Annotated in this window: 13 protein-coding genes; 4 read left to right on the forward strand and 9 right to left on the reverse strand. The window is 65.6% G+C overall.

The window, feature by feature from the left end; translation table 11 throughout:
• Positions 1-84: 84 nt before the first annotated feature.
• The 3 genes from H5V43_RS01500 to H5V43_RS01510 all read left to right on the forward strand — a co-directional run bounded on the left by H5V43_RS01500 (position 85) and on the right by H5V43_RS01510 (position 6,468).
• On the forward strand, positions 85-2,127 hold the full coding sequence (locus tag H5V43_RS01500; protein ID WP_099186352.1) for an alpha/beta hydrolase family protein: 2,043 nt from the start codon (positions 85-87) through the stop codon (positions 2,125-2,127).
• Positions 2,128-2,186: 59 nt separating this feature from the next.
• Positions 2,187-4,910, forward strand: a complete 2,724-nt coding sequence (locus H5V43_RS01505; RefSeq protein WP_193666730.1) for a valine--tRNA ligase — start codon at positions 2,187-2,189, stop codon at positions 4,908-4,910.
• Positions 4,911-5,016: 106 nt separating this feature from the next.
• Positions 5,017-6,468, forward strand: a complete 1,452-nt coding sequence (locus H5V43_RS01510) for an MATE family efflux transporter (protein WP_025549901.1) — start codon at positions 5,017-5,019, stop codon at positions 6,466-6,468.
• 4 nt (positions 6,469-6,472) lie between these two features.
• Here H5V43_RS01510 and H5V43_RS01515 read toward each other — a convergent pair whose 3' ends face one another.
• A complete protein-coding gene (locus tag H5V43_RS01515; protein ID WP_025549902.1) occupies positions 6,473-8,131 on the reverse strand; it encodes an ATP-binding protein in 1,659 nt (552 codons plus the stop codon).
• 146 nt (positions 8,132-8,277) lie between these two features.
• Here H5V43_RS01515 and H5V43_RS01520 point away from each other — a divergent pair, with 146 nt between their 5' ends.
• Entirely contained in the window at positions 8,278-9,399 is a 1,122-nt protein-coding gene (locus tag H5V43_RS01520) for an acyltransferase family protein (RefSeq protein ID WP_052816723.1), read from the forward strand.
• On the opposite strand, the gene H5V43_RS01525 is transcribed toward H5V43_RS01520, so the two are convergent.
• The 8 genes from H5V43_RS01525 to H5V43_RS01560 form a co-directional block, all read right to left on the reverse strand.
• On the reverse strand, positions 9,367-10,398 hold the full coding sequence (locus tag H5V43_RS01525; RefSeq protein ID WP_025549904.1) for an LLM class flavin-dependent oxidoreductase: 1,032 nt from the start codon (positions 10,396-10,398) through the stop codon (positions 9,367-9,369). The genes H5V43_RS01520 and H5V43_RS01525 overlap by 33 nt on opposite strands.
• Positions 10,399-10,539: 141 nt before the next feature.
• Positions 10,540-10,983 (reverse strand): Hpt domain-containing protein, encoded by a 444-nt coding sequence (locus H5V43_RS01530; RefSeq protein WP_025549905.1) that lies wholly within the window; start codon positions 10,981-10,983, stop codon positions 10,540-10,542.
• A 199-nt stretch (positions 10,984-11,182) separates the two neighbouring features.
• Positions 11,183-11,398, reverse strand: a complete 216-nt coding sequence (locus H5V43_RS01535; protein WP_025549906.1) for a sulfurtransferase TusA family protein — start codon at positions 11,396-11,398, stop codon at positions 11,183-11,185.
• A complete protein-coding gene (gene der, locus H5V43_RS01540; protein WP_099186348.1) occupies positions 11,385-12,752 on the reverse strand; it encodes a ribosome biogenesis GTPase Der in 1,368 nt (455 codons plus the stop codon). The genes H5V43_RS01535 and der overlap by 14 nt, the downstream gene beginning before the upstream one ends.
• Positions 12,753-12,869: 117 nt before the next feature.
• The gene (locus H5V43_RS01545) at positions 12,870-14,213 is read right to left on the reverse strand and encodes an outer membrane protein assembly factor BamB family protein (RefSeq protein WP_371873079.1); all 1,344 of its coding nucleotides are present in this window, start codon (positions 14,211-14,213) and stop codon (positions 12,870-12,872) included.
• A 14-nt stretch (positions 14,214-14,227) separates the two neighbouring features.
• Positions 14,228-14,926, reverse strand: coding sequence for a tetratricopeptide repeat protein (locus H5V43_RS01550; RefSeq protein WP_025549908.1), 699 nt, complete (start codon positions 14,924-14,926; stop codon positions 14,228-14,230).
• Between the two features lie 74 nt (positions 14,927-15,000).
• On the reverse strand, positions 15,001-15,873 hold the full coding sequence (panB, locus tag H5V43_RS01555; RefSeq protein WP_025549909.1) for a 3-methyl-2-oxobutanoate hydroxymethyltransferase: 873 nt from the start codon (positions 15,871-15,873) through the stop codon (positions 15,001-15,003).
• A gap of 162 nt (positions 15,874-16,035) precedes the next feature.
• Positions 16,036-18,528 carry a TonB-dependent receptor gene (locus H5V43_RS01560; RefSeq protein ID WP_193666731.1) on the reverse strand — a complete coding sequence of 831 codons (2,493 nt, stop codon included), beginning with the start codon at positions 18,526-18,528 and terminating at the stop codon, positions 16,036-16,038.
• Between the last annotated feature and the right edge of the window lie 83 nt (positions 18,529-18,611).

The raw sequence follows: 18,611 nt of genomic DNA on the forward strand, positions 1-18,611 counted from the left end.
GCGGGACGCTGCCTACACCCTTGTCCATAGCTGTCGACGCCGCCCGCACGAGAGCGGCGCGATCCGATCCAAGGGTGTTCATCCATGAAATATCTTCTGCAGGCGGGACTTGGCGCTCTGGCCCTGGCCCAATCGGCGTTGGCCGTCGCGCCGGCCTCTGCCCGGCCATTCACGCCCAGCGACATGGTCGGCCTCCGCCGCGTGTCGGCGCCGGCGGTTTCGCCGGACGGGCAATGGCTGGCCTATCAGTTGCGCGTGACCGATCTTGCGGGGAACAGGGGGCGGACCGACCTGTACCTGCTGGACCTGAGTCAGGCGGGCGCGGCGCCCCGCATGATCGCCTCCGTCGCGGATAAGAATGAAAGCGCGCCTGCCTTTTCGGCGGACGGGAAATCGCTCTATTATCTCTCCAACCAGAGCGGCGACGACCAGCTTTGGCGAGTTGCCCTGACCGGCGGCAAAAGCGAGCAGGTGACGCAGGCGCCCGGCGGGATTTCCGGTTTCCTGCTGAGTCCGGCGGGCGATCGGGTCGCGCTGTGGGCGGACCGGCCCGTAGGCGCGAAGACATTGGACGATGTGAAGGCGGCCCCGCCGCCCGGCGCGGGCACGGGCCGGGTCTATGACCAACTGTTCGTACGCCATTGGGACATATGGGCGGACGGCCAGCGTTCCCGGATATTCGTGATGCCGCTTGGCGGCGGCAGGGCGGTGTCGGTCATGGGGGCGCTGGTCGGGGACAGCCCGTCCAAGCCCTTTGGCGGCGCAGAGGAGATTGCGTGGAGCGCGGACGGCAAGACCCTGTTCTTCGCGCTGCGTGAGGCCGGGCGGATCGAATCCCTTTCGACCAATCTCGACATTTTCGCGGTTCCCGCCGACGGCAGCGCGGCGCCGGTCAACCTGACGGATGGCAATGATGCGATGGACAGCATGCCCGCCGTCTCTCCGGACGGGAAATGGCTGGCCTATGCAGCGATGAAGCGGCCCGGTTATGAGAGCGACCGGCAGGTGCTGATGCTGCGCAACATCGCGACCGGGGAGACGAGGGCGCTGACCGAGGCGTGGGACCGGTCGGTCGCGTCGATCGTCTGGACGGCGGACGGGAAGGGCCTTCTGGTCACGGCGGACGATGTGCTGGATCATCCGGTGTTCCGGGTGGACGCTGCGTCGGGCAGGGTCGCGCGGCTGACCCGGACCGGGCATGTGGGCAGCGTCCTGCCCTTGCCCAAAGGCGGCTTCGTCTATTCGCTCGACAGCATCCAGGCGCCCGCCGATTTCTGGAAGATGCCCGGCAAGGGCAGGGCCGTGCGGCTGACCAGCGTGAATGCGGACAAGCTGGCCGGGATCGACGACGTGTCGGTGCAGCGCTTCAGCTTCAGGGGCGCCGATGGCGACACCGTCTGGGGCCAGATCGTGAAGCCGAAGGAGGGGGCGGGCAAGCTGCCGGTGGCTCTGCTGGTCCATGGCGGGCCGCAGGGCAGTTTCAACGATAGCTGGTCCTATCGCTGGAATCCCAAGGCGTTCGCCGCCCATGGCTATGCGGCGGTGATCGTCGATTTCCACGGCTCGACCGGCTATGGGCAGGCCTTTACCGACAGCATCAACAGGGATTGGGGCGGGAAGCCGCTGGAGGACCTGAAGCTGGGTCTGGCCGCCGCCGCGGCCAAGGATGCGCAGGTCGATGCGGGCAATGGCTGCGCGCTCGGCGCCAGCTATGGCGGCTATATGATGAACTGGATCGCAGGCAACTGGCCCGACGGGTTCAAATGCCTGGTTCAGCATGACGGCGTGTTCGACGCCCGCGCCATGGCCTATGAGACGGAGGAGCTGTGGTTCGACGAATGGGAACATGGCGGACCCTATTATGAAAATCCGCAGGAGTTCGAGAAATGGAACCCCGTCAACCATGTGACCCGGTGGAAGACGCCGATGCTGGTGGTGACGGGGGAGAAGGACTTCCGCATTCCCTATACGCAGGGACTGGCGGCCTTCACCGCGTTGCAGCGGCGCGGCGTGCCATCGAAGCTGCTGGTGTTTCCGGACGAGAATCACTGGGTGCTGAAGCCGCGCAACTCGCTGCAATGGTATGATGAGGCGCTGGGCTGGCTGGACCGGTGGACGAAGAAATAAGGTCCCCCCCGAGGCGGCGGAAAGTTGACGCCGCCGCCGCCTTGCGTAAAGGCCAGCCTATGACCGAACTGCCCAAGACCTTCGACCCCGCCGAAATCGAATCCCGCTGGTACGCCCATTGGGAGGAGAAGGGGCTTTTCCGCCCGGAACGGCCCGACGCAGAGCCTTTCACCATCGTCAACCCGCCGCCGAACGTGACGGGCAGCCTGCATATCGGCCATGCGCTCGACAACACGTTGCAGGACATCGCGATCCGCTACGAACGGTTGCGCGGCAAGGATGCGCTGTGGGTGGTGGGCACCGACCATGCCGGCATCGCGACGCAGATGGTGGTCGAGCGGCAGATGGAGGCGCGGCAGGACAAGCGCACCAACTACACGCGCGAGCAGTTCATCGAGAAGGTGTGGGAGTGGAAGGCGGAGAGCGGCGGCGCGATCACGCGCCAGCTTCGCCGCCTGGGATGCTCCATGGATTGGGCGAATGAGCGCTTCACCATGGATGAGGGCTTTTCCAAGGCCGTCATCAAGGTGTTCGTGGAACTGCACCGCCGTGGGCTGCTCTATCGCGACAAGAGGCTGGTGAACTGGGACCCGCGCTTCCGCTCGGCCATTTCCGATCTGGAGGTCGAGACGCAGGAGGTGAAGGGCGGCTTCTGGCATTTCCGCTATCCGCTGGCCGATGGCGTTCGCCTTGCCAATGGCGCGGACCATATCGTCGTGGCGACCACGCGGCCGGAAACGATGCTGGCCGACATGGCGGTCGCCGTTCATCCCGAAGACCCGCGCTACCGGGATGTGATCGGCAAGGACATCCTCCAGCCGATCACTGGCCGCCGCTTCAAGGTCGTCGCTGACGAGCATGCCGATCCGGAACTGGGGTCGGGTGCGGTCAAGATCACGCCCGGACATGATTTCAACGATTTCGAAGTGGGCAAGCGGGCGGGTTTCAGGCCGGCCGAAATGCTCAACATGTTCGATGCCGACGCCAATGTCGTCCAGACCGCCGACGGGCTGATCCCGGAACGGTTCCTGGGCCTGCACCGCTTCCGCAACGACGGCATGGACGGGGCGCGTGAACTGGTGGTGGCGGAGATGAAGGCACTTGGCCTGCTGGTTCCGCATGTCACCAGGAACAAGGAGGGTGAGGAGGTCGTCACCGACGCCGAGCCACGCACCATCCAGACGCCCTTTGGCGACCGGTCCGGCGTCGTGATCGAGCCCTGGCTGACCGACCAATGGTATGTCGATGCGCAGAAGCTCGCCGTCGCGCCGATGCAGGCGGTGCGCGACGGGCGGATCGAGATCGTGCCGAAGACCTGGGAAAAGACCTTCTTCAACTGGATGGAGAATATCCAGCCCTGGTGCGTGTCGCGCCAGCTCTGGTGGGGGCATCGGATTCCCGCCTGGTATGACGAGGACGGCAATCCCTATGTCGCGGAAAGCGAAGAGGAAGCGCAGGCTCTTGCCGGCAATAAAAGGCTGACCCGCGACCCCGATGTGCTGGACACCTGGTTCTCCTCCGCGCTTTGGCCCTTCGGCACGCTGGGCTGGCCGGAAGAGACGGAGACGCTCAAGCGCCACTATCCGAACGACCTGCTGATCTCCGGCTTCGACATCCTGTTCTTCTGGGATGCGCGCATGGCGATGATGGGGATGGAGTTCATGGGTCCGGAGCGGAGCGATCCGCGAGAGAAGGTGCCGTGGCGCAAGCTCTACCTCCACGGACTGGTGCGCGCCGCGGACGGACAGAAAATGTCCAAGTCCAAGGGCAATGTGGTCGATCCGCTGGGTCTGATCGACCGGTTCGGCGCGGATGCGCTGCGCTTCTTCATGGCGGCGATGGAAAGCCAGGGCCGCGACGTGAAGATGGATGAGAAGCGCGTCGAGGGCTATCGCAACTTCGCGACCAAGCTGTGGAACGCGGCCCGTTTCCTGCAATCGAACGGCGTCACGGCCTCGACCAGCCATGAGGCGCCCCATGCGGAGGCGCCGGTCAATCGCTGGATCGTCGCGGAAACGGTGGCGACCGTGCAGGCGATCGACACCGCCATGGCCGAACTGCGCTTCGATGCTGCGGCCAACGCCATCTACCACTTCATATGGGACCAGTTTTGCGACTGGTATATCGAGCTGACCAAAGGCTCCATGGATGAAGAAACAAGGGCGGTGGCCGGCTGGGCGTTCGACCAGATATTGGTGATGCTGCATCCCTTCATGCCCTTCATTACCGAAGAGTTATGGAATCTGACCGGAACGCGGGAAGGCGAACTGATCGTCGCGCGCTGGCCGCAGGCGCTCTATGCCGTCGACGGCGAGGCGCAGGCGGAGATCGACTGGCTGATCCGCCTGATCGGCGCGATGCGGACGGCGCGCACAGAACTCAACGTGCCGCCGGGCGCGAAGCTGGGCGTCGTCGTGCATGATGCGTCGGAGGAAACCCGCCGCCGTATCGACCGTCAGGGGGCCGCATTGGCGCGCCTGGGCCGGGTGGAAAGCCTGTCCTTCGGCGACAGCGTCACGGGCGGCGCGGCGCAGATCGTGGTGGACGAGGCGACATTCATCCTGCCGCTGGAGGGCGTGATCGACATCGCCGCCGAAAAGGCGCGGCTCGCCAAGGCGCTGGCGGCGGCGGAGAAGGAACGGGATTCGCTGTCCGCGCGTCTTTCCAATCCCAGCTTCGTCGAGAAGGCCAAGCCCGAGGCCGTAGCCAAGGCGCGGGAGGACCATGGCGAAAAGGCGGCCGAGGCGGAAAGATTGAAGGCGGCGCTGGAACGGCTCGCCTGAACGGCCGGCGCATCGGGCAGGGTGCGCCGGCAAAAGGACCGGAAGGGGTGCGCCGGAAGGATGCGGCGTCCCAACGGTCCCCATCCGCAAGGGGGCAGGAGGGATCATGGTTGCAGGGGAACATCGGGCCAGGGACCTGACGCAGGGACCGATCGCATCGGCGCTGCTGCTGTTCGCCGTCCCGACATTGGCGTCCAACATCCTCCAGTCGCTGAATGGATCGATCAACGCCATCTGGGTCGGCCGTTTCCTGGGCGCGCAGGCGCTGGCGGCGACCGCCAACGCCAACATCACCATGTTCCTGATGTTCTCCATCGTCTTCGGCTTCGGCATGGCGTCGACGGTGATGATCGCGCAGGCGGTGGGACGGAGCGATCTGGACGCGGCGCGCCGCGCCTTCGGTTCTGCCGTCGGCTTCTGCACCCTGCTGGGCCTGGTCGTCGCGACCGCCGGATGGATCGGCGCGCCCGCTTTGCTGCGGCTGCTGGCGACCCCGGCGGAGGCGTTCGACCTGGCGCTCGTCTATTTGCGGGTGATCTTCGTTGCCATGCCCGCCTCCCTGCTGAGCGTCATGATGATGATGGGCCTGCGCGGCACGGGGGATGCGCGAACGCCGCTGATCTTCATGTTCGTGAGCGTGGGCGTCGACCTGGTGCTCAACCCGGTGCTGATCCTGGGACTGGGGCCGATCCCGGCCATGGGCATAGGCGGGTCGGCCGCGGCAACGGCGGCGGCGGGCGTGGTCAGCCTGATCGGCCTTGTCCTCTACACCTATGCGAAGGATCTGCCGTTGCGCCTGCGCGGGCGGGAACTGGCTTATCTCCGCCCCGCGCCGGACCAGATGCGCGTCCTGTTCGGCAAGGGGCTGCCGATGGGATTGCAGATGATCGTCATGTCCGCATCCGGGCTGGTGATGATCGGCCTCGTCAACCGGGAGGGTTTTCTGGTCACCGCGGCCTATGGCGCGGCGCAGCAGATCTGGACCTATCTCCAGATGCCGGCCATGGCGATGGGCGCGGCGGTCAGCGCCATGGCGGCGCAGAATATCGGCGCCGGGCGATGGGACCGGATCAGCCGGATCACCGGCTATGGCATGGGTTATCTGCTGCTGATCACCGGCACGATGGTGGCGGTGATCCTGCTGTTCCACGCGCCGCTGCTGGCCTTGTTCCTGGGACGGAACGAGGCCGCCATCGCCGCCGCCTGGCACATGCAGCTTCTGGCGAGCTGGAGCTTCGTGCTGTTCGGCGGCACGATGATCCTGTTCGGCGTGATGCGGGCCAATGGCGTGGTGGTGCGGCCGCTGCTGATCCTGATCTTCACCCTCTTCGCGGTGCGGCTGGGCTTCTACCATCTGGGCTATCCGCATCTGGGGGCGGACGCGCTGTGGCTGAGCTTTCCCGTCGGTTCGGCGTCGTCCTTCCTGCTGGCGGGGCTGGTTTACCTGCAGGGCGGCTGGCGCAAGGCGAAGCTGCTCGTCCCCGTGGACGAGGAGGAGTGCCGCGAAAGCATCAATGCGGAGAGCGAGCCCGCCGGACGGATCGTCCCGGCGGGATAATCGCTTACCGGCCCTGGCTGCGCCAGCGCGTGATGGTGCGGTCGAGGATGTCCGCTTCGCCGCCGGACTGCCGCCAGAGTTCCGTGAAGCTCGGATCGCCCGAGGCGGGACGCCGCTCCTCCTCCAGATTGTCGAGCGCGACGCGGATCGGCACGGCGACGCCTTCGCCGCAGATGATCGCCTCCCGGTTGCGCAGCGCGGGAATGGAATCGAGGAAGCCCCGTGCGCCTTCGGGCATGGCGGCCTTCACGAAGGCCTGGTCGCGGTCGTTGTTGAGGCGCATCGAGATGATCGTGCCGCATTGCGATAGCACGCCTTCGGCCAGATCGGACGGGCGTTGGGTGATGAGGCCCAACGACACGCCATATTTGCGGCCTTCCTTGGCGATCCGTTCCAGGATGCGGCGAACCGCCTGACCGCCGCCGGTCGTGCTGCTGGGGATGTAACGATGCGCTTCCTCGCAGACGAGCAGGATCGGGCGCTGCGGCTCGTCCCGCGCCCAGAGGGCATAGTCGAACACCAGCCGCGACAGCACCGACACCACGACGGACGTGATGTCGGACGGCATGGACGACACGTCGATGATCGAGATCGGCTTGCCGCCGGAGGGCAGGCGGAAGATCTTGGCGAGGAATTCCTGCATCGAATCCGCGACCAGCATGCCGGAGAACATGAAGCTGTAGCGCGGATCGCTCTTGATCTCGTCGATCTTGGTCTTGAGCCGCATATAGGGCAGCGATCCGGTGCCCTTGTCCAGCTTCCCCATCTCGTTCTGGAGGATGTTGGTGAGGTCGGACAGCAGATAGGGGACGGGCGAATCGACGGTCAGCCGGCCGATGCTCTCCGCCAGCCGGTTCTTGGACCGCGCGGCCAGCAGGCATTTGGCGAGGATGTCACAGTCCACCGTCCGCTCCGACCCTTCGGAGGTGACGAACACCTCGCAATGCTCCTCGAAATTCATCAGCCAATAGGGGAGGGCGAGGTTGTTGACGTCATAGACGGCGCCATTCTGCTGGAAGGCGGCGCCATATTCGCCATGGGGATCGATCATCACGATATGCCCCTGCGGCGACAGGTCGCAGATGCGGTGCAGGATGAGCGCGGCGCTGGTCGACTTGCCGGTGCCGGTCGAACCCAGCAGCGCGAAATGCTTGCCCAGCATCGAATCGACATAGAGCGCGGCGCGGGTGTCGGACGTGGGATAGACGGTGCCGATCTGCACATGGGGGCGGTCGTCGGCCGAATATATCTGCTGCATGTCCGCGCTCGATACCGGATAGACCTCCGTCCCCGGCGTCGGGTAACGGGTCACGCCCCGGCGGAAGCGGTAGATGCGCCCCGTCAGCTTTTCCTCATCGCCTTCGCCCAGAAAGTCGATGTCGACGATGATGCTGTTGCTGTCCTGCCGGTCCATGGTCATGGCGCGGACGCTGGCGATCAGCCAGACCTGGCCGACGCGCATCTTCACCTGGCTGCCGACCTGCCCCGCCATGGCGAGCGAAGGATCGGAATCGTGCGACAGCGCGGCAATGCGCGAGGCGTCGATGATCAATTGCGAACTGGACCCGGAAATCTGGAAAACCATTCCCATGGCATCGACCGGAGCCTGAAAGACATGCGGCTGCGCGCCGGCGAAATGGTCTGCACCGTGCATCTGGGTCATGAACCTGTTTTCCTTCGACCGGACGGGATTCCGGCACGTCGGATCGATTTAACCGGCGACTGGTAAAGAATCTGCTTATCGCTCACCCATGTTAATGGTGCGGCCACGCCCGGCGCCGCGATGGTCAGAGGAAATGCGTGTCAGGCTTGGCTGTTGAAACATTGGCCGAAAATCGGGAAAATCCTGTGTCGCGGGTGCTGACGACGGATGCGGCGCGGCGCTCCGACGCGATCTCCATCGCGCGGGTGATCTGCATTCTGGGCGTGGTCTATGTCCATGCGTGGACGGGCCTGAACGGCCATGATCTGGAAAGCCTGAGGGGCACGTCGCAGGACAGTTTGCGCTGGGGCCTGATGGAGGTTTTCGGGCGCAGCGCCGTGCCGTTGCTGGGCCTGATTTCCGGCTGGCTGGTCGAGGGGTCGTCGCGGACCCACGACTGGTTGCGCCATGTCGGGCGGAAGGCGCGGACGATCCTGTTGCCGATGATCCTGTGGAATGCGCTGGCGATCCTGTTCGTTTCGGGTGCGGCCTGGATGCTGGGCCTGTCCGCGCCCGTGCCCTCGTCCACCGGCTGGATGTTCGAGGAGCTATTCATCGTCAGCCGCAATCCGGACATCAACGTGCAGATGCCGTTCCTGCGCGACCTGTTCCTGTGCATGCTCGCCGCGCCCCTGTTCGTCCGCCTGCCGGGCTGGGCGCTGGGGGCGGTCGCCGCGATGGCGGCTCTGTGCCAGATCATGGGCTGGGGGCCGCCGGTGCTGATGCGCGCGTCGATCCTGTTCTTCTTCATCATGGGCATCGTCGCCCGGCGCGAGGGGTTGGCCGATCGGGTGGCGGCGCTGCCCTGGATGGTCGCGGCGCCGCCCTTTGCGCTGTTGATGACCGCGCAGCTCTATATTTCCCTGCATCCGGGCGCCTTGCCGCCGGGCATCGGCACGGCGGTGCTTGACATGGCGGTGCGGGTCGCGGCGGCGTTGTTCTTCTGGCGGCTGGCCTGGTCGTTGGCGGCCAGCGCGGCGCGGGGCATGTTGTTGCGGATCGAGCCTTTCGCCTTCTTCCTCTTCTGCTCCCACCTCATCCTGATCTGGCTGGGCGGCCCGGTGCTGGGGGTCGTGTTCGGCAAGCTGGGCTCACCCTTCTATCCCGCCTATCTGCTGGTGCAGCCGCTGCTGGTGCTGGTCGCCGTGGTGCTGCTGGGATCGCTGCTCAGCCGCGCCGCGCCGGGGCTTGCGAAGCTATTGAGCGGGGGCCGCCTGATGGCTGTCTGACGATATTCGGCCGGCCACCGCCTGGCCTGCCGCCATGGCGATTTCCAGACTGCGCTTGCGCGCCTCGAAATCGTGGATCTGGCCGCCGATGATGATCTCGTCCACCTGCGTGCGGCGGATGAAGGCGGCCAGGTCGCGCTCGACATCGGCCCGGGTGCCGATGCTCGACGCGCTCAGCACATCGGCCAGCATCGCCTGCGCCTGCGGCGGCAGGCTTTCATAATAGCCCGGCACAGGCGGTTGCAGCTTGCCCGGTTGCCCGGTGCGCAGCCGGACGAAGGCCTGCTGCATGGAGGTGGCGATGAGCCGCGCCTCCTCCGCCGTGTCGGCGGCGAAGACATTGTAGCCCGCCATCACATAGGGATATTCGAGCTGCGCCGACGGACGGAAATCACGGCGGTAGATGGCGATGGCCTCATCCAGCGCGCCCGGCGCGAAATGGGAGGCGAAGGCATAGGGAAGGCCCAGTGCGGCGGCCAGTTGCGCGCCATAGAGGCTGGAGCCGAGAATCCAGAGCGGCACGTCCTCGCCCGCGCCGGGGGTCGCCTGAAAGCCGAGGCGGCTGTCGCCCGCGAAATAGGCCTGCAACTCCATCACGTCGCGAGGGAATTCGTCCGGGCCGCCCGTCAGTGTCCGCCGCATCGCCTGCGCCACGCGCTGGTCGGAGCCGGGAGCGCGGCCGAGACCCAGGTCGACGCGGCCGGGAAAGAGCGCCGCGAGCGTGCCGAACTGCTCCGCGATCAGCAGCGGCGCATGATTGGGCAACATGATGCCGCCCGCGCCGATGCGGATGCGGCTGGTGGCCTGCCCGATATGCGCCAGGACCACGGCGGTCGCCGCCGAGGCGATCCCCGGCATGCCATGATGTTCCGCCACCCAATAGCGGTGGAAGCCAAGGCTTTCGGCATGGGCGGCAAAGGCGGCGGCGCGGCCAAGCGCCTCACTGGCGCTACTGCCTTCGTTGACGGGGACAAGGTCCAGAACGGAGAAACGGGTCATGACCCGCATATGGGGGGATGACCGGTTTTATTTCAATACTAATTCGGAGGGATGGGAAGCGGACGTCTTCGGAGAGATTTGCGTGCTCCTGCCTGCGCGGGAGCGCGGCACGCTTTATGCCCACAAATCCCTGGCGCGCATTTAACTGGCGGCGCGGCCGAATCCCTGGACCGGATTGTCGACGCGGCGGCCGAAGCCCTGCGGCCTGCGGGCGACCAGCGGATTGGCGTCGCGGTCGAGCAGGGCCATCGTCTCGGTGAAGCAGGGGCGCAGCGCGACCACGTCCTCGATCAGTTCGTCCGGGCCTTCGCGGCTTTCGACGCAGCGGCGGGCGACCATCTCGATCTTCTCGGCCATGCCGCTCAGCCGATAGGCGCCGAACTGGGCCGACTCGCCCTTCAGCGTGTGGGCCGGGGTGACCAGCGCAGCGGCGTTGCGGGCGCGGAAGGCTTCCTCGATCGCGCTGATCGCCTTTGCGCCGTCCTCGCGGAAATAGCCCAGAATCCGGAGGAAGGCAGTGCCCAGCTCCGAACGGGACTTGGCAAAATCGGTCCAGTTGACCAGTTCGGCCTCTTGATATGACACCCTGACACTCCCTGTTCTGCCGGGGGAATATAGAAGAGGAGCGTAAATAGGGGGTTAAGTTGCGGCGCGAGGGGAGAAGGCGCCATGTCACCCCATCGTCATGCTGAACTTGGTTCAGCATCCATTTCTCCTCCAGGTCCAGTTCAAGAGGCACGATGGATGCTGAACCAAGTTCAGCATGACGGTGGGAGGAGGATCGTTAGAGCGATCGAGCGAGAGCAAAGAGATGCGGCCTCTCGGCAATGAAGGTCCAACCCTGCTGCCGGGCCAAGGCTTCCAGTTCCACTGGCGCAATCGGATCATCCGCCTCGATCGTCACTGCATCGGCGGACCGCATCGCCCGCGCCACGCGCAGCGCGGGCCAGGGGCATTTCATGCCCCTGGCGTCGATGTGAACCGCTTCACTTGCTGGCATAGGGGTTTTTGGCGCTGCGCAGCGTCAACCGCACCGGCACCGCGCCGAAGCCCAATTCCTTGCGGATGCCGTTCACCAGATAGCGGCGATAGCTTTCCGGCAGCTCGTCCAGCCGCGTGCCGAACAGCACGAAGGTCGGCGGGCGGGTCTTGTTCTGGGTGATGTAGCGCAGCTTGATCCGCTTGCCGCCGGGGGCGGGAGGCGGATTGGCCTCCAGCGCGCGTTCGAACCAGCGGTTGAGGATGCCGGTCGACACGCGCTGCGACCAGGCGGTGCGGGTTTCGAAGGCGACGCGGATCAGGTCGTCCAGCCCCTTGCCGGTGGCGGCCGAGACGGTCATGATCGGCACGCCGCGTATCTGCGCGAGACCGTCGGACAGCGCCTGCTTGATGCCCTGATAGAGCGCCGAGCCGTTTTCCACCGTGTCCCATTTGTTGAGCGCGACGACGAGGGCGCGGCCTTCCTCGATCACCTTGTCCGCGATGCGCAGGTCCTGCGCCTCCAGCCCGCGGGTGGAATCTAGCAGCAGCACGACGACTTCGGCAAAGTTCACAGCGTTCAGGCCGTCCGAAACCGCCAGCTTTTCCAGCTTGTCCTGCACCTTCGCGCGCTTGCGCATGCCTGCCGTGTCGATCAGGCGGACGGGGCGTTCTTCGCCGTCAGGGCTGGTCCAGCTCCAGTCGACGGCGATGGAGTCGCGGGTGATGCCCGCTTCGGGGCCGGTCAGCAGGCGGTTTTCGCCCAGCAGCCGGTTGATGAGGGTCGACTTGCCCGCATTGGGGCGGCCGACGATGGCGAGCTTCAGCGGCGCGGATTCGAGGTCGGCCTCTTCGGGTTCGGCCTCCTCTTCCTCCTCCTCACGGTCGATATAGGGGAGCAGCGCCTGGAATAGGTCGGCCAGCCCCTGGCCATGTTCGGCGGAGAAGGGAACCGGGTCGCCCAGGCCCAGGCTGAACGCCTCCATCACGCCGTCGTCGCCTGCCCTGCCCTCGGCCTTGTTGGCCATCAGCACGACGGGGGCGTCGCCTTCGCGCAGCCAGCGGGCGATTTCCTCGTCCAGCGGGGTGATGCCCGCGCGAGCGTCCACGACGAACAGCGCGACATCGGCATTTTCCACCGCCGCCTGCGTCTGCATGCGCATGCGGCCGGGCAGGGTCTGCGGGTCTTCATCCTCATAACCGGCGGTGTCGATGATGGTGAAATCGACGCCCAGCAGGTTCGCCTGCCCCTCCCGCCGGTCGCGGGTCACGCCGGGCTGGTCGTCGACCAGCGCCAGCTTCTTGCCGACGAGCCGGTTGAAAAGGGTGGACTTGCCCACATTGGGGCGTCCGACAATCGCAACGGTGGGCAGCATGAGAGGCCCGTATCCTTTAAAAAATGGGTGCTCCTGCGAAGGCAGGAGCCCAGTTCCACCGCTTGGACTGGGCTCCTGCCTTCGCAGGAGCACGTTTACCTGAAATCGCCGGTGGCGTCAGCGGAATGCCGTCAGCTTTCCGTCATCGGCCAGGATATAAAGCGTGTTGTTCGCGACGATCGGCGACAGCGACATCGACCGGTCGAGATCGATTTCCGCCTGGATCTTGCCGGTCGTCGGATCGACATAGTTGAGGTCGCCATGGGTCGACACCAGCACCAGCCGCCCGCCAGCCAGCACCGGGCCGGTCCAGCGGATCGCCTTGTCCTTCTTCTTTTCCTTCTGCCAGCGGCGGAGCTGGCTGATCCAGCGGATCTTGCCCGTGGCGCGGGCGACGCACAGCAGCTTGGCGTCGCTGGTGACGGCGAACACCCATTCGCCCACGACCGAAGGGGTGGAAATGCCGGCGATGTTGATTTCCCACAGACGCTGGCCGCTCACCAGTTCATAGCTCGCCATGCGGCCGCCCTGGCCAATCGCGAACACCCGGCCGCGATCGATGACCGGATCGGCGTCGATGTCGGTCAGCGACGCCACGGCGGTCGAGATGCTGGTGCGCGAGAGCGCGTCGCCCCACAGCGTCCGGCCATTTTCATAGCGATAGGCGGTCAGCTCGCCCGAACTGTAGCCCGCGATCACCGTGCCCTGCGCGGCGGCGGGGGCGGCCACGCCGAAAATGCCGGTGACTTGCAGCGTGCCGCTGTCGGTCCACTGCACTTCGCCGTCGCTCTGGTTGAGGGCGAAAATCTGATTGTCCTGCCCCATCACATAGACATGGCCATTGGCGAGCGTCGGCGCGCCGCGCAGCGGGCCGCCGGGGCGCTTCTTCCACAGGATCGCGCCGCTGTTCGCATCCATCGCGGCGACATCGCCCACGCCGGTGCTGGCATAGAGCTTGCCGTCGATCACGCTCACGCCGCCGCCGAACAGGGCCCGGCCGCTGCCTTCGGCGGGCAGGGGCGTCTGCCACAGCTTCGCACCGCTGTTGGCGTCGAAGGCGATGACCCGCGCATCGGCGTCGATGACATAAAGCTTGCCGCCGACCACCACCGGAGCGGAGGCGAGGCGGGCCTGCGGCGTGCTGCCCGAAATGGAGGCGGTCCACGCCTGAGAGGGGGACGCGCCCAGCGCCAGATTGCCCATCGTCTTGGCGGGGCTGCCGCCCGGCTGCGACCATTGGTCGTTCACATAGGGTTCGGGCAGGGTCACGGGCACGTCGGCGAGCGTCGGGTCGACCTCCACCCCCTGTTCATTGCTGAGGATCGAGGTGCGCTTGCCGACCACCGGGGTCTTGGGGCCGCCCTTCTTGCCGCCCACGATGCCGCAACCCGCCAGCAGGGCGATCATCATGGCCACGGTCAGGGCGCGGCCGGCGCCCGAAAATTTCGTCATGCTGTGCATTCCCATGCGCCCAATCATTCCTGTCCCGCCGCGACCGGCGTTTCGACTGCATCCACACCCAATAAGCCTGCCATCTGTCGCGCGCGTGAACGGATCGACTGGGGCACGTTCCTGTCCTTCGCCATGGCGGCGAACAGCGGCCCCGCAAGATCGGGCTTGCGCATCTTCATATAGGCGATGGCGACCAGTTCCCCGGCGCTGCCGAACCAGGGCGCGCCCTCGACGGCCAGGGGTTTCAGCCGGTCGACCACCTGCTGCGGAGCGAGGCTTTCATATTCCAGCGTGGTCTGGCGGATCAGCGCCAGGTCGCGATAGGGGCGGTCGAGCGAACCGTCATCCGCCATCGCCTTATAGGCGGCGATGGCGGCCTTGCTGTCGCCCTTGCGCGCGGCGGTGCCGGCCTTCACCAGCAGGGCGGAGGCGCGGAAGCCGGGCTGGCTCGCCTGGGTCAGCTTGTCCAGTTCCTTCGCATCGGGGGTGCCGCCGCCGACCGCCGTGGCGATCACCTTGTCCATTTCTTCCGACACGGCCTGCGACTGCGTCTTCGTATAATGCTGCCAATAGAGCCAGCCGGCGAAGGCCGCGAGGCCGATGACCACCGCCGCCACGATCCAGCGGCCGAAGCGCTGCCAGAAGGTCAGCAACTGGTCCTGCCGGACGGCTTCGTCGACCTCACGCATGAAGGCTTCGCTGTTTTGCGGCGTCAGGGCCACTTGGGTCTCCAGAAATTCGTCAGTTACGGCACGCGGAAGGCGCGATCATTAGCGGGGCTCTTGGCTCACGCAAATCACTTTTTGGGCCGATAGACCTGATCTTCGGTCGGAAAGTGCCGGTTCCGGACATCTTGCGCATAGCGGGCGGCGGCATTGCCGATGGTTTCCGCGATATTTTCATAACGCTTCACGAAACGGGGCACGCGCTCGAACATGCCCAGCATGTCCTCCGCCACCAGCACCTGCCCGTCGCAATGGGCCGAAGCGCCGATGCCGATCACCGGCACGTCGACGCTGTCGGTGACGGTGACGGCGATGTCCTCCATCACCCCCTCCAACACCATGCCGAAGGCGCCCGCCTGCGCGACGGCGCGGGCGTCGGAGATGATCTTCGCATGTTCCTCCTGGCTCTTGCCGCGCGCGCCATAGCCGCCCAGCGCGTTCACCGCCTGCGGCGTCAGGCCGATATGGGCCATCACCGGAATGCCGCGCTGGCTCAAGAAGCCGATGGTTTCGGCCATGGCGACGCCGCCCTCCAGCTTCACGCCCGCGCAGCCGGTTTCGGCCATGACGCGGCTGGCGCTGGCGAAGGCCTGTTGGGGAGAGGCTTCGTAACTGCCGAAGGGCATGTCGACGAGGACGACGCTGTGATAGCTGCCGCGCACCACGGCGGCGCCATGGGCGATCATCATGTCGAGCGTGACCGGCAGGGTGGAGGGGAGGCCGTAGATCACCTGGCCCAGCGAATCGCCGACCAGCAGCATGTCGCAATGCGGATCGAGCAGTTGCGCCTGCCGCGCGGTATAGGCGGTCAGCATCACCAGCGGCTGTTCCGTCTTCCCCTCGAACTTGCGGCGCTGGATGGCGGGCACCGTCAGGCGCTTCATCGGCGCGGGGGTGGGGTTGGCGCGGCTGGTCGACGTGTCGAGCGTGAAGGTCGTGGACATGGGATGCGCTCTACCGCAGCGGGGCGCGGGGCGCAAATCGGGGCCGTCTCCAATCCGTCCAGGGCGGCATTGAAAAATGCGGGGAGCGACAGGGCCGTGTCGCTCCCCGCAGGGGGTGAACATCGTTGGATGCCAGCCCCTATCGAGAGGCCTTGGGCATCGTCAGAACGAGAATTTGATCGTACCGCCCCAGGTCTGCGGGTCGCCGGGCTGACCGGCGATCAGGCCGGTATTGCCCGGCGCGACCTGGAGATTTTCGATATAGTTCACGTCGAAGGCGTTGCGGACCCAGCCGAAGATGTCGAACCCTTCACCCCGGAAGCCGGCGCGGAAGTTGGTCAGGGCATAGCCCTTCACCTCCGTATAGATGGACGGCGAGGCGTTGGAATTCCAGTGCGACCGGTAATTGCCGTCGACGCCCAGATAGAGCTGGCCGTCCTTGTCCAGCAGCGTGACCGGAATGTTATATTCCGCGCCGTAGGAGAAGGCCCATTTCGACACGCCGGGGAGACGCTCGCCGGAAATGTCGACAAATGGGGGGCTGACCTGATTGGCCGTTGCTGCCGATCCGGGTGTGCCGGTGTAGGTGCACCTGCCGGTCACCGCAATCCCGGTGCTCGACCCGCCGCTCAGTTCCGGCGGCGGCGGCGCGTTGCAGAACTTCACATATTTGGCATCGGTGTAGGCGCCGTTGGCATAGGCGGTGAAGCGGTCGCTGGCGACGACCTTGAAATCTGCCTCGATACCCTGGGACCGTACCTTGTCGGCGTTGGCGAGATAGCCGCGCGTCGTGCCGAACTGGCCGCCGTTCACCGTCGCCTGGAAATTCTCGATCTCCGTGCGGAAGGCGGTGAGGTTGAAGGTCGCCCGACGGTCCCAGAACTGGGTCTTGAGGCCGACTTCGAAATGGTTGACCCGTTCCGGCTTCACCGTGCCCACGGCATAGTTCACCGTATTGTCCGAATTGAGCGGCAAGCCATTCTGGTTGATGCCCAGCGTCTTGAAGCTCTTGGCATAGGTCGCATAGGCAAGGATGTCCTGCGCGATCTTGTAGTTGACGTTGAAGTCGTAGGTGAAGTTCCAGGCGCTGTCGGACGGCGCGCTGAGTTGCGGTTGGTAGACGCCGCACTGCGCCGTCAGCACGGCATTGCCCTGCGTGGCGGTGGGTGCGCAACTGTTGATGACCGCTCCGGAGCCAGTGGTGACCACGCGCTGGTAGAAGCCCGACTTCTTGTCGTAGTTCAGACGCGCGCCCGACTGGATGGTCAGGGCGTCGGTCACCTTCCAGCTCAGCTGGCCGAACAGCGCCGCGCTGGTGCTCTTGAGCCACTGCGTGTTGGTGGCGGTCAGCCCCTGAAGGATGCTTGGATTCCCTGCATTCGCGCCGGTCAGGCTCCAGCGGCTGGCGTCCGCGCCCTGCTGCTCCGTGCCCTGCGTGTCGATCCGCTGCTTGAAGCCGAACAGGCCGACCACGAAGTCGATCTTCTGGCTTTCGTAATTATAGCGGAATTCCTGGCTGTACTGGTCCTGCTGCGAGGGGTTCTGCGATTTCGAAACGACCGACAGGCCGGTGAAGTCGCGGTCATTCTCCGGCTTCCAGTCCCAGAAGCGCCACGCGGTGACGGAGGTCAGCGTGCCGGGGCCGACATCCCACTTTATCCTGGCGGAGACGCCGCCGATCTTGTTGCCAGCGTTCAGGTTGCTGTCGAGATCGGTCAACCGGTCATAAGGATTGCGGCTGGGCACGGCATAGTTGCGGCCGGGATAGGCGGGGTTCGGGTTGGCGTTGATCGCCTTGACCAGCTCATCATATTGGCGCGTGATCGGGCGCTGCGTCGTGCCCACCCGCACGAACACGGTGCCGCAGCATTCCGGGTCCTGTTTGCTGTAGTCGCCCGACAGGGTCAGGCTGAAATTGTCGGTCGGCTTGAACAGCAGTTGTCCGCGAATGCCCAGATTGTCCTGCTCGTTGATCCAGCGCTGGGACGTGACGTTGTAGATCGTCCCCCGGCGGCTGGTCGCGGCGACGGCGATGCGGGCGGCGATCGTGTCGGACAGCGGGCCGGAAATGGCGGCCTTCGCCTGCTTGTAATTGAGATTGCCGACGGTCAGTTCGGCGCGGCCCTCAAAATCGAAGGTCGGCTGGTTGGTCGTGATGTTGATCGCGCCGGCCGTGGTGTTCTTGCCGTAGAGCGTGCCCTGCGGACCGCGCAGCACTTCGACCTGGGCGACGTCCAGAAAGTCGAAGGTCGCGGCGGCGACGCGGCTGTTGTAAACGTCATCGACATAGATGCCGACGCCCTGCTCGAAACCGTCGCTGGTCAGGCCGAACGGCACGCCGAGGCCGCGGATGTTGACCGAGGTGTTGCGCGGGTTGGTGGTGTAGACCTGAAGCGTCGGCGCCAGTTGCTGGAGCTTCACGACGTTGAAATTGCCGGTCGCCTCTATGCTGTCGCCGCGGATCACGGAGATCGCCAGCGGCACCTCCTGCGCGGTTTCCGCACGGCGGCGGGCGGTGACGATGATCACTTCCCCGCGGGCAGTGGCTTGTTCGGCGCTGTCCGCAACGGGTTGAGCCGCGTCCTGCGCAGATGCGGTGGACGCAATAAAGGATGCGCTCGCCACGCCGGCGAGCAACAGAAAACGCGCAATCATTGTATATTCCCCTTCCGGATGTCCGGTGAATGTTGATCGCGGCCCCTGCGGTGATCCGCTCAAAGCCGTTGGTCTGGGAATGG

The sequence above is a fragment of the Sphingobium fuliginis genome, from assembly GCF_015074805.1.
GTDB lineage: Bacteria > Pseudomonadota > Alphaproteobacteria > Sphingomonadales > Sphingomonadaceae > Sphingobium > Sphingobium fuliginis.